General features: G+C 36.7%; 9 protein-coding genes. 4 read left to right on the forward strand and 5 right to left on the reverse strand.

From position 1 onward, the window contains the following. Nucleotides 1-9 precede the first annotated feature (9 nt). Nucleotides 10-1236, forward strand: coding sequence for a RhtX/FptX family siderophore transporter (locus QQS39_RS03310; RefSeq protein WP_285805380.1), 1227 nt, complete (start codon nt 10-12; stop codon nt 1234-1236). A 63-nt stretch (nt 1237-1299) separates the two neighbouring features. Here the strand turns inward: QQS39_RS03310 and QQS39_RS03315 are convergent, their stop codons facing one another. The 3 genes from QQS39_RS03315 to QQS39_RS03325 form a co-directional block, all read right to left on the reverse strand. After that, nucleotides 1300-8433: an Ig-like domain-containing protein gene (locus QQS39_RS03315; RefSeq protein ID WP_285805381.1), complete on the reverse strand. Its 7134-nt coding sequence runs from the start codon at nt 8431-8433 to the stop codon at nt 1300-1302. A gap of 213 nt (nt 8434-8646) precedes the next feature. Continuing rightward, complete coding sequence (gene dkgA / locus QQS39_RS03320) at nt 8647-9477, reverse strand: 2,5-didehydrogluconate reductase DkgA (RefSeq protein ID WP_151434268.1); 831 nt, start codon at nt 9475-9477, stop codon at nt 8647-8649. 28 nt (nt 9478-9505) lie between these two features. After that, nucleotides 9506-10663, reverse strand: a complete 1158-nt coding sequence (locus QQS39_RS03325) for an iron-containing alcohol dehydrogenase (RefSeq protein ID WP_285805382.1) — start codon at nt 10661-10663, stop codon at nt 9506-9508. Between the two features lie 180 nt (nt 10664-10843). Between QQS39_RS03325 and QQS39_RS03330 the strand changes: the two genes are divergently transcribed. Beyond that, nucleotides 10844-11626: a class I SAM-dependent methyltransferase gene (locus QQS39_RS03330; RefSeq protein ID WP_285805383.1), complete on the forward strand. Its 783-nt coding sequence runs from the start codon at nt 10844-10846 to the stop codon at nt 11624-11626. A 163-nt stretch (nt 11627-11789) separates the two neighbouring features. Here the strand turns inward: QQS39_RS03330 and QQS39_RS03335 are convergent, their stop codons facing one another. Next, nucleotides 11790-12458, reverse strand: a complete 669-nt coding sequence (locus tag QQS39_RS03335) for a DedA family protein (RefSeq protein WP_151434271.1) — start codon at nt 12456-12458, stop codon at nt 11790-11792. A 127-nt stretch (nt 12459-12585) separates the two neighbouring features. Beyond that, on the reverse strand, nt 12586-13776 hold the full coding sequence (gene metC / locus QQS39_RS03340; RefSeq protein WP_151434272.1) for a cystathionine beta-lyase: 1191 nt from the start codon (nt 13774-13776) through the stop codon (nt 12586-12588). Between the two features lie 329 nt (nt 13777-14105). Between metC and exbB the strand changes: the two genes are divergently transcribed. Next, nucleotides 14106-15131 carry a tonB-system energizer ExbB gene (gene exbB / locus QQS39_RS03345; protein ID WP_196736481.1) on the forward strand — a complete coding sequence of 342 codons (1026 nt, stop codon included), beginning with the start codon at nt 14106-14108 and terminating at the stop codon, nt 15129-15131. 6 nt (nt 15132-15137) lie between these two features. Then, nucleotides 15138-15566, forward strand: coding sequence for a TonB system transport protein ExbD (gene exbD / locus QQS39_RS03350; RefSeq protein ID WP_075674386.1), 429 nt, complete (start codon nt 15138-15140; stop codon nt 15564-15566). Nucleotides 15567-16866: the final 1300 nt, after the last annotated feature.

Raw genomic sequence — 16866 nt, forward strand, 5'->3', positions numbered from 1 at the left:
GAGTCCGTTATGCAAGAATTATTAAAATCTCGTCAATTGGTCATTACGTTAGGTTTACTTTATCTAGCACAAGGTATTCCGATGGGAATTGCAATGGATGCTTTACCCACATTATTACGTCAAGAAGGTTCGGCTTTAAGTGCCATCGCATTTATTCCATTAGTGGGATTGCCGTGGGTGTTAAAATTTTTATGGGCGTCAGTCGTTGATAATTATTGGTTTACATCATTAGGTCGTCGCCGTAGCTGGATTATTCCCATGCAGATTATCGTGACGCTTTGCTTATTACTCTTAGCATTGATAGGGATTTCCGTTGAGATGGCAAAATGGGGTGTCGCTTTATTAGCTATCGCTTCATTAGCCAGTGCAACACAAGATATCGCGACAGATGGAATGGCGGCTGAGCATGCAAGTGGCACTCTATTATCTAAAATCAATGCGATCCAAATTGCGGGGGTAATGGGGGGATTTTTCTTAGGAGGCGCAGGAATGATGATATTAAGCGAGACATTAGGGCAGCAAAATACATTGTTATTTTTTGCATTGATCCCCGCTATTAGCTTGATATCGATTACGTTATTTCAACAAAAAGCCCAATATGAAGCAGGAGAAAACAGTGATCATCCTAATGCAAGTTTATTAAAAACGGTACGAAGAAAAGGCGCCGTAAGGCTATTAACACTGACATTACTCTCAGCAGTAACGGCAGTTTCAGGCTTTGGTTTGGCTAAACTATTTTTAACGGATAATGGCTGGTCTTTAGCTGATGTTGGAAAAATGGGCATGATGGGAGGAATGGTCACTCTGTTCTTTGGTTGTGGTGGTGGAGCTTGGTTAATTAATAAAATCGGTGTTTGGCGTGCTTTTTCTGCAGGATTATTGTGTGCTTTAGGCTCTTCATTATTATGGTTTTCACAATCAACAGGAACGGTTAGCCTTCCAATGGTTGCTGTATGTATCGTTTTAGGCTCTTTATCTTCGGGGATCACTTCTGTGGCTATTATGACCGCTGGTATGCGATTTGCTTCAACAGATAATCAAGCTGGTACAGATATGACTGCTGTGCAAAGCATGCGTGATATTGGTGAAATGGCGTGCGCAATGATGTTAGTGAGTTTAACTGCCATTATTGGATATCGTGGTGGTTTTGGATTGGCTGCAATGATTGCACTCTTTGCTTTATTGGTAACGTTGGTAAACGTAAAATATCAAAAGAGATATCAATCAACGGAATAAACTGATTTAGAAAAACAGCTTTAAATTAATAAAGAGCCTCGAGAGGCTCTTTATGGTTATTAACTAAAGTTGGCTAATTTTCGTTATATTATTTTGTGATGAAGCACCATCTCCATCCCAATTAACATGTTGTTTAAACTCATATGTTTCACCTGCGATAGTGACAGAGGTAATTAACGTTGCATTACCATGATGAGCAGAAGCACCGCCACCACTCCCCCAACAGTCTTCTTTTATTGCCAGTGAATGACTATTAGATGGGAAACGTTGGTTCTCAATTCTAGATGTATAAGTATCTCCATCGTTGTAATCGACTGAACCACGAGTAGAATCGCCTTGTATATCAATAAGTTTATGAGATACCGTGACTGGCTCAAAGAAATCACTTGCGTGGTTTCCTAATGTAAACATCGGCCTTGCAATAACATGAACCATACTATCCAATCCACTCATTCTACATGAATTTCTCGGCACACTAGCACTAGTAGTAGTAATAAATGAAATAGAGCCGTTTAATTCTAAATCCATATACATAGGATGAATCGGTTTTACATCTAGTGGATAATAAACCGCATATTGTCTACCTGTATTTGTACTTGGATCATGATCGTAAATGTCAAACACAATGACTTTGATTTTAAGTTGAGTACTTTTAAATAAATTTTTATCAAGCTTAAAGGAGCTAGTGATTTTTGGTCTACCAAGAAGCTGATTGTGGTCATAAGCAAGGATTTGACTGGTTTTTTGATTTCCATCCCATAATTCAAGATTAACTGCATAATCACTTGATGTTGTATCTGGCGGTAACCAAGAAAAAGTTAACGAATCATCTTCATAAACAGGAGTCCAATTTATCGATATATTTGCATGAGGTGTGACTTGTGCATTTTTATTGTTATCAACCCTTCGTGTTACGGAATTAATAGTGATATGAGGTACTTTTCTGACATCGACAGAATAAGAACCTTGAGATTGATAAAAGTAGTCATTTTCTTTTGATGTCAAAATGATATTTGTTTTACCTGGAGTGACTTTAACAATAACCCCACTTTCTTTTATTGCCACAATATTAGGATCTTTTGCTGACCAGATACCTAGAGCTTCTTTAGGCAATGGAATTGTTGGTTGTTGGACATCAATATTAGTATCCGTTTCAGATAAAATAATGTCATTTTTTGCAAAAGTGATTTGGAGTGTTCCTTTATCTTGCTCGTAATCCACTGCCACCGCATCTGCTAGAAATTGATCAGTCGCATCACTTTTGATGTGTATTTTCGTTTTACCTGGTTTTACTTCTGCAATAGTGCCTTGTGTATCAATAGTGGCTATACGTTGATCATCACTGATATAATACAAAGGAATATTTTTTACGTCTGTATTGCCAAAAGTGGCGTTAACGTTATGTACTACTCCATCATTCCATACCGATTTAATCGCACCCGATGACGCTAATTGTAAAATAGGTTTCGCTTTTTCAATGACTAAAGGATAACTACTTTGCGCTGGTTGATATTGATCATTACCTGATGTTTGTAATGTGATAACTGCAGTACCCGCTTTTTTCATCGAAATACGGCCGCTAGTTGTATCAATAGAGGCAATAGTCGGATCGGAACTAGACCACATCATATTAATATTATTAGGTAATCCTGTATAACCTAGTGCGCTGATTGGTGCTGAAGCGTAGGTTTCTTGTTGGATTTGTTTGTCAAAAATAATATCAGGTTTCGGAATAGTGACTTTAATAGTTAATGGTTTCGCAATGGCTAATCCTTCCGCTTCAGCCGTTAAAATAATATCTGTTTTAACATTTGAAGTAAGATGAGTTTGATATTTCCCCTTTCCTAATGAATTGAGTGGGTTATCACTAAAATTAGGTTTACCACTGGTTGTTTTTATCGAAACAGTTTTACCATCAATGGTATTGTCGTATTTATCCATTAAATTTACAGTGAGTAGGGCGCTATCTTTATTATTTCCCCCAATTGATTGACGGTTACTACTAAAGGTTGATTGATTGGCATCAATATCAGCTGGATTTACGGTTACATCTTGAATTGGCTTATAATTATTTGAATCAAGAGCAGCGTTCATTTTCAATATACCGGCAACAGTACTGGTGACTTTTGTTCTTGCGATACCATTGGTATCGGTATAGGTAATATGGTTATATTTATCAGCTACACCTTGTAACTCCCATACTACAATAACGTTAGACAATATATTGTCATTGGCATCCACAATGGTTGCTTGATAATTAACACCATTATCTCCGGCGATTATGCTTGTTCTATCGACATCGACAGATTTTACTTGCCTGGTTTTTGCATCTGCACGCAGTTGTAAGGTTTTTTGTTTTTTGAAATCGACACCATTCACTTTAACACTTAATTGTGCCATGCCTGATTTCGTGCCCGTTGCTTCAATTTCATAATGACCCGGAGAGACTTGTTGGGCTTGGCTAAACCGAATAGTTGGGTTATTAGAAATTCCTTCAACTTGCTGATTTGGCAGAATATTACCGCCTTTATCTTTAATCGTTAACGAGAGTAAGGCTTTATCTGTGCCATTGGCGATGATTGTTGCTGGTATTAAGTCGATTTCTGAACGGTTTTCATCAACATCATCAGCGATAAAATTGACATCTTTTGCAGGATAAACCCCTGATTTTAAGTTCACATTAACTTTTGCTAACCCCGCAGGGCCACGCGTTAATTTTGTTTGCGCCACGCCTTTATCATCTGTAAACGTCAGTGCTGAGGTTAAAACACTGACATTGTCGGATGTCCAAGTGACAGGCGTATCATTACTAACAGGATTATCATATTTATCAATTAAATAAGCAGTATAAGTGATAGTGTCTCCGGCTTTAGGTGCCATATCACTGATAATAATATCACGCACTTTGGCACTGATATTATCAGCAACAACAGTCAGCGAAACCGATTGAGTTAAGGTGATACTGTTAATCGTGGCATGAATTTCTGTTGTACCCGTTTTTTGGGCGCTGATTGTAGCTTTATAAACACCCGCGCTACTCTCGGTAAATTTACTCTCTTTAATATTAAGATTAGTGGAATATTGAAGTTTAATATCGTCTTTTAATCCAGTGAGTAAATTCCCCTGATTATCTTTTACAATGACCGTAATATTTGATTGATCATAAGAGCGAGTTCCATCACCCGCCGTAATGATGGATGGTGAAAGAGCAAGTGTAGAGCGAGTTGCTGAGATAACATCAGTTGTAAATATAATGTCATGATCCGCTTCAAGAAACTCTTGAGCATCTAGCATTGCAGTGACTTTGGCTGTGCCTGCTTGTGTGCTTATCAGCGCAATCTCTGCAACCCCATTCTTATCTGTTTTACTAATTGGTAATGGTGAAAGTTGACCTAATGAGGTTTGCCAACCCACCGTAATGCCTTCCATGCTTGGGTTGCCTTGCTTATCTACAATATGGGCTTTAATAACGACACTATCTTTCCCATTTGCGGTGACAGTATAAGGTGCAATGACGTTTACAGATTGAATCATGGCATTTTGCGTGTCGGCAACAAAACCAAGAGGCTGTGTTAGGGCAAATGGATTTGTTACGCCATATTTTACTGTTATCTCACTAATACCTTCTTTTTTCCCTTTAATTTCAAACTGATAAATTCCGTTGTTTTTATCAATAACATTACTGAATGTAATAGTGGGGTTATTACCACTAAGGCTGATATATTTTTCTTGTTTAGGAACTGGGTTATCAAATTGGTCTTTTAATTCGATAGTACCAATAGAGACATTTTTACCATTAGCCACGATGGTTTGCGGATCTAATTTAAAGTGGCTATGGGCTTTATCTACTTTTCCAGGTTTAAATAAAAGATTAATTGATGCACTTTGATTATTATTTAGACGGCCAGTTAATGTTATTGCCTGTGCTATTTTTCCTTTTATTTCGACTTGTGCATTACCATGAATATCTGTTTTTACCATCTCTTTATTAGGATGATTAGGTGATGCATTCCAAAAAACAGATTGTTGTATCAATGGGTTATTATTTGCATCAACAACATGTGCTGTGACTGTGATGGTGTCATTATCATCAGCAATGGCTTCTGTTTTATTATTAGCCGATAAAGAAATTGTTGCACTGTTCGGATCAGAAATGGCTTTTATTGTCGTCTGGGCTTTATTTCCATTTTTGAGTGAAGCAATGGCGGTAATCGTTCCCGCTTGAGCGGTATTAATCGAAATAGCCGTTTCACCTTGTTGGTTGGTTTTTGTCTCTTTTTGATTTGCTGTTCCGCCGTTAATATCCCAATTGACGATAACATCAGGTAATTTATTGCCGAACTTATCTTTTACAACCGCGCTTAATATGGCCTGTTCTTTATTATCTGCAATAATTTGAGTTTTATTGCTGGTTAAGGTAATTAAACCTTTTTTGTTATCGGCAATAAAAGTAATAGGTGATTGATCCATTGACCCATTACTGAGGCTAGCAGTAACAATAACATCAAAGGCTTGAGTACTGGTCACTGTCGTTTGAGCGATACCTTGGTCATTTGTTGTTGAAACTTCATTAATAGAAACAATCTGTTGGTCACGATTAGTAGACCAAATGACTTTTGCATTTGGCAAGATGTTGTGATTGTTATCCTCAACGACCGCGGTAAAGGTTACTGCTGTTTTACCATCAGCAATATAAGGTTTTGCCGATGGCGTTAATGAAATAATTTTACCGTTGGATAGATCGGCAATAAATTGCGTTGTCTTTTTCGTGACTATTTTATTAACTAATGCACTTACAGTGGTTGTACCTGATATTTGGCTGGTCATCGTTGTTGATGCATTACCTTGATTATCAGTCAATAATTCAGTTTCTTTAAGCAGGGCTTGGTTATCAGCAGATAATTGTATTTTTACATTTGGGACGGGATTATTATTTTTATCAATCACATTGAAAGCAATATGCTTTTCATCTTTTCCATTAGCAAATGAACTATTTGGATTAATTGTGAAAGTATTTATTTTGGCTGAACTACTATCGGCAATAAAATCAACATTAGTTGAATAGATAATATTTTTAACACTAACATTAATTATACTTTTGCCAATATGTGTATTAGTAATGGGAACAATGATTTTGCCTTCAGCATCTGTATTTGCTTGCCCAATAATCGTTGCTTCATTATCTGCAGTAAAAGAGACAGGATAGTTAGGAATTTTATTGGCATTAATATCAGTTACGATAACTTGAATTTTATTTTGGCTTTTACCATCAGCAGGTGCATAGTTTTTAATTACGGTTAATCCGCCTTTAGCAATAATGGCGGAATGTGTATCAGCAACAAAAGTCACTTGTGCCTGATTAAAGGTGTTATCTCTAAATTTGGGTATTAATGTCACCATTTCAGGAGTACTCCCTGCGGTGATTGTGACTTGATATTTCCCTGCATCTATTCGGCTGAAATTGGAAACTTTGCTATTACCGATAGGATTATCAGATTGAACCTGTAGTGAGAGTTCGTTGATATTGATATCAACGGGAAGTTTATCATTATCGAGGATGGATAAAGTCAGATTTTGTGCAGAATGACTGTCGGCAGGCAGTTGTGTGGCTTTAGGTGTAAATTGGCTATTTTGTGTATTAATCGCGGATTGATCAACTGTAATGTGACTTTGTACGGGATCAGAACGATTACCTTGATCATCAATAGCAACAGCACTTATTGTGTAGCTGTTTTTTTCAGTTGAACCTGAGATATGACGAGGAAAAATTATCGAATAGTTAAGATTATTATTATGATTAATTTTACCTCCATTAGCGATTAAGCGACTTGCTGACCACTCAATCTGTTTAACAGGATATTTTGAACGAACTTGCACGCCTAAATCTTTTTCTTCTTTCGCATAACCGTTAAGGGTTGGATTTATAGAAAGGAAGACTAAAGTTTTCTTTTTATATTCCAAAACAATGTCATTATTTCTATCAACAAAATCATAGCGATTTCCTGACATTAAACGAGTTGCTCGCACATTATCGGGATTAAGTTGTGAAGAGAGTGATTCTCCAAGTCGATATTGGATATTCACATCAAATTTATTATCACTGTTGTCATTTAAACCAAAGCGACGTTCAGCACCAAAGGTAATTAAAGGCACTGGCGTATAAGTAAGCCCCGCAGTATAAGCGTGAGGATTTTCTTGGCGATTATCTTTGCCAAACAAGCCGACTTCTTTACCGTAATATTGTTCAAAAATGAGTTTTGCGCCTAATTGTGGGTAAGCGGGTAGGTAGCTTTCTGTCCGAATATCCCACCCATTAGCAGGACGCTCGTTATAATCTATAACGTCGTCAGAGGTACGCCAGTTAGAGAGACGGTGATAGTGATTTACACTTAATTTAAAATAGTCTCGCCATACTTCAGCACCCACACCAAAGCGGCTGTGATAACGACTTAAATCGTAGTCATAAAAAGCATTCAGACCCACCATAAATTTATCAGTAAAATGCCGGTAGCCAATTCCTTGGTTTAATTGGCTACGAGAGTCTTTACGGTGATAACTGGTTTGAGAGAAAACTAGGTTTTTTTCTTGATCGTACAATGGGATCAAGAGATCGGCTGAGCTACTTTCTAATGTGAAATTTTTATCAGTAGAAAGTGATACACGAGCATGGCCAAATTGATTAAGCCATTGTTCTATTTGTTGATTGGCCTTATTTGATATTTGGCTTATTGCGAATTGTGTCGCGTCCGTATCTCTATTTAATAAAGATGAATTATCGACAATAATTTGGGCCAGTTCTTGCCCGTTAGTTGAAGGGATCGGAATATCTTGATTATTATTATTTAGCCATTTTTTTGTTAATAAAGGCTCATCGGGGATATTAAGTGTTATGCCCGCCTTTATTTTTAATTTACCCACTAAAGAGACATAATCAGGGTTAGCTTCTATAAGTTTAAATAATTTTATATTAAATTGCTTAGCGATAGATTCAGGTGTATCGCCTGCTTTAACCTGATACGTTTTCTGTTTTTTTAATAAATTAATAGCCTGTTTTTCTTGGTTATTTCCGTTAGCAAACACATTGGCTGGAAGGGTTGCTGAGATAGGAAATGCCAGTTGAATAAAAATATTAAACCAAGCAACTTTCTTTGTAATAGAAGAGAGTTGAGGCGTTAGTCCACTTTTAAATTTTGTCATTTTTAAACTCACCGTAACAAATAATGATGAGATTCTCGTATTTATAGATGTTTTTGATATCAGAAAGTGAACTTGAATTAATTAATTATTCAATATATAAAAATAAATGATCAAAAAAATAAAATAAGTTTAGAAATAAAAATTGAAAAGGGAATTTAAGTATAAAAAAGCCAATAGAAATAATACTATTGGCTTTTTATTCAACATCAAAAATTAGATATCAACAAAAATATCAGGATCAGGGCCTAAACGTTTTTTCTGATCAAGTGTTGTTATTTCCGCAACTTCCTCTTTCTCCAATTTAAAATCAAAAATATGGAAGTTTTCTTCTATACGAGAAGGCGTAACAGATTTAGGGATCACCACAAGTCCACTATCTAGGTGCCAACGTAAAACAATTTGTGCTGGGGTTTTATGATATTTTTCGGCAAGTTTTTGAATAATGGGCTGGTTGAAAACACCTTCACCACCTTGTGCTAAAGGGCTCCAAGATTCGGTCACAATATTATGCGTTGTGTTCCATGCTCTTAATGGCGCTTGTTGCATTAAAGGGTGAATTTCAATCTGATTAATAACAGGGGCTACACCTGTTTCAGTAATGATACGTTCAAGATGTTCTTCTTTAAAATTACAAACGCCAATACTTTTTACTAACCCTTCTTTTTGCAAAATAATCATCTGTTTCCACGCTTCAACATAAAGTTCGCGTGAGGGAGCAGGCCAATGCATTAAATAGAGATCAATATAATCAAGTTGCAAACGCTGGAGACTTTCTAAGACAGCACCACGAGCATGCGTTTGATCGTTGTTCCATAATTTTGTTGTGATAAAAAGCTCCTCACGAGGAACAGTGACCTGTTTTAACGCTTTACCCACACCTTCTTCATTATGATAAATCGCTGCCGTATCAAAAAGGCGATAGCCTGTATCAAGTGCGTGATGAATAGCGTTAACAACTTGATGATTATCTGCTTTCCAAACACCAAGACCAAGTTGTGGAATGGTATTTCCATCAGATAGCTTGATCAGTTTAGGTTTATCCATTTCTGTCTCCAAAGTCGCATTAAAGTACTTAGAGTGCCGCTGTATAAATACGTTGACTGACTTCTAATGTGATATCTTGATGCTCGCCTAGTGCGGTTTGTCCGTGCTCTTCCAATTTTCGCACTAAAGCTGGAATATCTTCTTCAGTGATTTTGAAATCAGCCAGTCGAGTTCTAAGTCCCATTAATTCAAAGAATTTTCGAGTTTCATTAATCGCAGTTTCAATTTTAAAAGCGTCAGAACCTTGGTTTATACCCCAAACTTTTTGTGCATATTGGATTAACTTCTCATATTTAGTCTGCCGTTTTTCATTTAATAGGGCAGGTAAAACGATAGCGAGAGTTTGTGCATGATCAAGCCCGTGTAATGCCGTGAGTTCGTGGCCTAATGCATGTGTAGCCCAATCTTGAGGAACACCAACACCAAGGATACCATTAAGCGCTTGTGATGCTGTCCACATTATATTAGCACGGATATCATAGTCTGTAGGTGATGTCAGCGCTTTTGGTCCTTGATCAATTAAAATCCGTAAAAGACCTTCTGCATACTCATCTTGTACACGAGCATTCACCGGATAAGTGAGATATTGCTCTAATATATGAATAAAAGCGTCAACAACACCGTTTGCGGTTTGCCTTGGTGGCAGGGAATAAGTGGTTGTTGGATCTAAAATAGCGCAATGAGGGTAAACATGCGGGCTAGCAAAGCTTTGCTTATCCATGGTCTGTTTTCTGCTGATAACAGAAAAACTGTTGGTTTCTGTACCCGTTGCTGGAAGTGTTAATACACAGCTTAAAGGTATTGCATTTTCGATGACTTTACCGCGACTGGTCACGATTTCCCAAGGTTCACCTTTATAAGGTATCGCGGCTGCAATAAATTTTGTGCCATCAATAACTGACCCGCCCCCTACTGCTAATAAATGCGTAATACCATGATATCTGGCATAAGAAACAGCTTTCATTAATGTTTCATAAGAAGGATTGGGTTCAATACCACTAAATTCATGAATTTGATAACCAGGGAGTGCCGTATAGATTTGATCTAAAACGCCGTTGCGTTTAATACTGCCACCACCATAAGTCAGCAAAATTCTTTCATTTTTTCCGATTTCAGAACGTAGTTTTTCTATTTGCCCTTGACCAAAATGAAGGCGAGTGGGGGAGTAATAAGTAAAGTTTTGCATTTTGTATCCACCTTAATTTGATGTTCTGCAATATGACAATTAATCAGGAAAAAGTTTTTCACTGTGTCTAGACGAAATAGCATGACATAACTATAACTGTAAGGTTGTAGAAATAAGAGATGAATTATCTTTCTTAATGACTACAGCAATTCAAATTGTAGCTAATTTATAAGGAGTAATATGGAAAATCATTATTTAACATTAAACCAAGAACATTGGGATAAACAAGCCTCAATGGAAAATCAGTGGTCTAAACCTGTAAGTGATGAAGACATTATCGCGGCAAAACAAGGAAACTGGAAAGTCCATTTAACACCTAATCCGGTTAAAAAAGAGTGGTTAGCAGATATTAAAGGTAAAAAAATACTCTGTTTAGCTTCTGCCGGTGGGCAACAAGCGCCTATTTTAGCTGCTGCTGGTGGCATTGTGACGGTATTTGATTTATCTGAGGGTCAATTAAGCAAAGACCATCAATTGGCACAAAAGCATCAGTTAGATTTGGTTACAGTACAAGGTGATATGGCGGATTTAACTGCATTTGCTGATGAAAGTTTTGATATTATTTTTCACCCTATCTCAAACTTATATGTACCGGATGTGAATTCTGTTTGGCAAGAGTGTTACCGTGTTTTGAAAACAGGCGGTGTACTTATGGCGAGTTTTTATAATCCTGTTGTTTTTGTTGATGATAGAGATCCGCAATTGCGCTCACAGGGATTAATGAGACCAACTTACCGTTTACCTTATAGCGATCAAGGTTCGCTACCTTCGGAGATCTTGCAAGAAAAAATCGCCAGAGGTGATGGGCTGGTATTTGGTCATTCTTTAACTGACCTTATTGGTGGACAGCTAAAAGCGGGTTTCTTATTACAAGATTTTGTTGAGGATTTTGCCCCTCATGCTCGTTTCTTAGTTGATAGTTATATTCCAACGTTTCTTGCGTCAAAAGCCATTAAGCTTTAACAACAAACAGATTAAGGTAAAAAGATGACGGTGATAAATATCAACGGATTTTTACTAAGATATTAATAAGATAGGAGATAAGAAAATGAACAACTGAACTTTTGATGTGTTAGATGATTAAAAAACGCCATTATGATGATTAAAATAATGGCGTTTTTCTTAATTACTTATTACTGGTGCTATTTTTACGATGGCGAATATACATCACAATCGAACCAATTAAACCTGCACTTAAGAGTAATATAGGCAATGTCATCAAAATATTCATGACCAGAGTTTCATGTTTTTGTATAAATGGAATAAGGTTTAGTACATAGCCTAAAGAAACAATAATCCCTACCCATAAGAAACCACTTAACCAGTTAAATATTTGAAAGCGACGTTGTTGTAATTCTGATAAGCCAGCCAGCGTCGGTAATAATGTACGCACGAATCCAATAAAACGACCCAGTAATAGCGCATATAAGCCTTGGCGATGGAAGAGATCATTTGCCTTATGATGATATTGCTCTGGTAATTGAGCCATCCACCGTTTAACTATTTTTGTATCACTTAGCCAGCGGCCCTGTAAAAATCCGAGCCAACTCCCAATACTCGCGGCAGCGCCTAATATAATGATAGTCGGGAAAAAGTGTAAAACACCTTTTGCAATTAAGGCACCGCAAAGAATAAGCAGTGTATCTCCTGGTAAAAATGCGGCGGGTAATACCCCGTTTTCCAGCATAATAATAACAAAAAGAACAATATAGATAACCCACAGCACATTGGGATTAGCTAACACCATATAATCGTGTTGCATTAGCGCGTGAATGATCTCTTTTAATGTACCCATTAGCGAACTCGCATTAAAAAAAAGACTTTATGTTCGCTATTCTAACGCAAAATAACGAGAACAGTTTGATTTAATCCCTGTGGAACCACAGGGATAGATTTTTTTAATAAAAAATTCATTATTTTTATTAAGAAATACGTAAAAAGCCCTGCTCTAGATCTTCAATAAGATCATCTACATTTTCTAATCCAATATGAATGCGAAATAGAGTACCTGTAAATGTCGGCTGCGTTTCATATTGGCGCATTGCTTTAATATCATTAGGCTGATACCCCAAAATTAAAGATTCAAACCCTCCCCATGAAAATGCCATCTTAAATAATGAGAAGTTATCTAAGAAAAGAGCAAACTCTTCAGTGGTTAGGATTTTCTTTAAACTAAAAGAGAACAACCCGTTGCTACCAGAGAAATCACGTTGGAAATATTCATGTCCTGGGCAAGAGGCTAAGGCAGGGTGATAAACATTATCAACTAAAGGATGTTGTTTTAACCAGCGAGCGACTTCTAATGCACTTTGTTCGTGTTGTTTCATCCTGACAGGTAATGTTCTTAATCCTCTTGCTGTCATATAAGCAGTATCAGGATCAACACATTGACCTAATAAATAGGCATTTTCTCGTAACTGCACCCAACAACGCTCATTAGCGACAGCAAAACCTAACATGCCATCAGAATGACCATTAATATATTTTGTGGCCGATTGAATTGAAATATCGACACCCAATGTCAGTGGTTTCAGTAGTAATCCTGCCGCCCAAGTGTTATCAATCATAATAATGATTTCAGGGTTATATTGGCGCACTGAATTGACTATTCCTTGCAGATCTTGAATTTCCATCGTGATTGAACCCGGAGATTCAAGAAAAACGATTTTTGTTTCAGGACGTAGTAATTGGCTGATCTCTTTACCGATTAAAGGATCAAAATAAGTCGTTGTGACTGAGAATTTACGTAAGATCTGATCACAAAAATTTTGGGTTGGATCGTAAGCAGAGCCTGTAACAAGAATATGCGCACCTTGCTCAATAAATGCGAGTATAGATTGCGTAATTGCTGCCGCACCTGAAGGAAATAGTGCACAGCCTGCGCCTTGCTCTAATTCAGTTAAAGCTTCTTGTAAGGCAAAATGTGTGATTGTGCCTCGACGACCATAAAAGAGCGTACCTTCCGCTCGTTTTTTCGTTGCTTCACGCTTTTGTGCAACGGAATCAAAAATAACGGATGATGTTCGTTGTATAATTGGGTTTACTGCGCCTTGAGAATATTTTTTAGCTCGACCAGAAAGGAGGAGTGAGGTTTCTTGTTTTTTTAGCGTCATCCTTAATACCTTCTTTTAATTGATGGTGTGTTTACCTCAAGTTAATGCATTTTTTGGATAAGTACAAAAGGCTTGCAGGGTAGTTGATAAAATTTCACGTTACGTGAAAGGACGATAATTTGTCTTAAAAATCGACAAATGGAAAAAAAATAGCCAAATAGTAATGATAATTACTATCAAAATGCTTCATGTTTGATATCATTTGAGCGTTTTCTCTTTCCTGATGGCAAACAGGATGATTGTAAGCGAACGATTTTGGGTAAGTAGTGACGTAAAGATGTCATTACTGAATAAATAAATAGATAAAAAAGAGAGTAATAGGCCAACTGATGCGTAATTTGACAGCTTCTATTCTATTGGCAATCGGTCTGACAGGCTCTGCTTTTGCGGATACGACTCCTGCCACACCAACTGAACAGCCAACTACTGCTGCCGTTTCTTCAACAGCTGCTACACCGGGAACTGCTACACCGACAACCGCGACACCAACAACTGCGACTTCTTCTACGACCACGACAACGGGTAATGAAGTGAAAGCAGTGGGTACTGAAACCACAAAGCCTGAAGGTGAAAATACACCTGTGACAACGGCTGAGAATTCAGAAAATGTACCTTCAGCGACAGAAAATACCTCCTCAGAAGTACAACCTGAAATGGTTGCTGGTGGTGGCTTCGCTGAAGATTTATCTGTAATGGGTATGTACCGTAATGCGGACTTAGTCGTTAAAAGTGTCATGATTGGCTTACTGTTAGCCTCTATTGTTACTTGGGCGCTATTTTTCGCAAAAGGAAGCTACTTGATTTCACTGCGTCGTCGCTTAAGAAAAGAGACGGCTCAGTTAGTTGAAGCTAAATCACTTAACGATGCGTTAGCGATTAGCAAAAAATTTGGTAATAAGAGCGCAACCGCTGATTTCTTTAATGATGCAGAATTAGAGCGTACTTACTCTCAAGAAAGTAAAGTCGCATCAGGTATTAAAGAGCGTGTTGAAATGCGTATGGAACGTCGCGTTGCTGCAATTATTCGTGAATTAGGCCGCGGTAATGGTTATTTAGCCACAATCGGTGCAATTTCTCCTTTTATCGGTCTTTTCGGTACGGTTTGGGGGATCATGAATAGCTTTATCGGTATTGCACATTCTCAAACGACAAACCTTGCTGTTGTTGCGCCGGGTATTGCAGAAGCGTTATTAGCAACCGCGATTGGTCTGATTGCGGCAATTCCAGCGGTTATTATCTATAACATTTTTGCTCGTATGATCGCAGGTTATCGTGGTGAAATTGGTGATATCGCAACAGGTGTGGTGACATTAGTCAGCCGTGATTTAGATATCGAAAACAGCAAAGCAAGGTAATGAATTATGGCAATGCGTCTTGGTGATGATTCAGGTGATGATAATGAATTGCATGATATCAATGTGACGCCTTTTATTGATGTCATGTTGGTTCTACTCATTATCTTTATGGTGGCGGCACCTTTAGCTACTGTTGATATAAAAGTAAATTTACCCGCTTCAAGTGCTAAACCACAGCCTCGCCCTGAAAAGCCTGTTTATTTAACGATTAAGTCGGATAAACAAATTTTCATTGGTGAAGAGATGGTCACACATGAAACGATGGCGAATGTGTTAGATACCATGACACAAGCAAACAAAGAGACAACAATCTTTTTCCAAGCTGATAAAACGGTTGATTATGAAACGTTAATGTCGGCAATGGATTCGCTAAGAAAAGCGGGTTATCTCAAAGTGGGGCTGGTGGGAATGGAAACCGTCTCTACGGGTGGTTAAAATTTAGTAAATACGCTATTTATCTAAGTATTACTACGCTATTTTAAAAGCACTTTATTTGTCGTTGTGAAATGATGAATAAAGTGCTTTTTTATTGTGTAGAAGAAATAGAGTTTATATTTTTACCGTTTTTAATGGTTATCGATATTATTAATAAAATTGAGTTAGAATAAAATTTAACTTTAGTCTTAAATAAGATTAATAATAAGTAGATTAAGTTTATGAATAAACGATTAATTAAGTTTATTGAGTAATGGCGGGCTGAATCAATTAATGCTAAGTAGATGTCATTACTTGAACTCCTGTAACATTAATATTCATTAACTCTTCATTTTTTTCATTTTTAGATTTGTTTAGAACGGCTTTTTAAAGTTAAATTTCTCTATAACCTTGTGATTTATAATGTCTTTATGCAAATTTGATTTAAGTGTAAAAAAACTTGCGCAAAAAATCTTATTGGATATAATGCACTCACGTTACAAATTGAAATACTTTGTAACGTGTTATAACGCCTAATTTATTTATTATCTAAGTTATCCGTATTTGGATACTTATTTTTTTATTGCACCAGGTAGACCGTTGTTTTCAGTCATTCCAATTTCGGGTAAGTAGATTTTATTTACTTACTCAAACCACTTCTTATCTTTGATAAGCGGTGAGTAAAATAAAACGTGAAAGGCAGAGAACTACACATAGCATTTTATTATTTTAATAAATTTAGAAGCCATAACATTTCGGTGTTATGGCTTTTTTATTTGGCTTGCTATATCTGCCGTTACTGCCTCTTTTAAGTCGATAGGGTCGGAGTGGGTGTTTTGTTGTGTACCCTTTTGATGCTTATTCCCAGTTTATCTCCCATTATCAACCAAACCTTGCCAGATTAAAAAACACAAACAGTTAACAACGTATTTTTCAATTTTTTAGATTTATGACCACTTCTTTTATCTATTCTTACAAAAAAAAGAAATCGGCTCTATTTGGGCATTATTTATCGATAAATTGTATTTTTTTTATCCACAAAAACAACATGGATTTAACATTAAATTTTATTTACGTTAATTTTGTTATGAATTCGATATGTTATAAAATAACTTAATGAAATTATTGCAACCATTTACTAATTAGTAATTATTAATGATCTTATCTTTTTGATGGCGTCTTATATCAATATGTATTTAATTTTATAACGATTTTATACTAAAGGAACTTCTTATTCCAAAAACGAATATGGTTATAACTTCATGAAAAATGATAAGAAAAAGAGGTTATTATTTGGCTAAAAAATAAACATCTTCATGGT

Origin of the sequence: Proteus appendicitidis (genome assembly GCF_030271835.1) — a bacterium.
Lineage (GTDB): Bacteria > Pseudomonadota > Gammaproteobacteria > Enterobacterales > Enterobacteriaceae > Proteus > Proteus appendicitidis.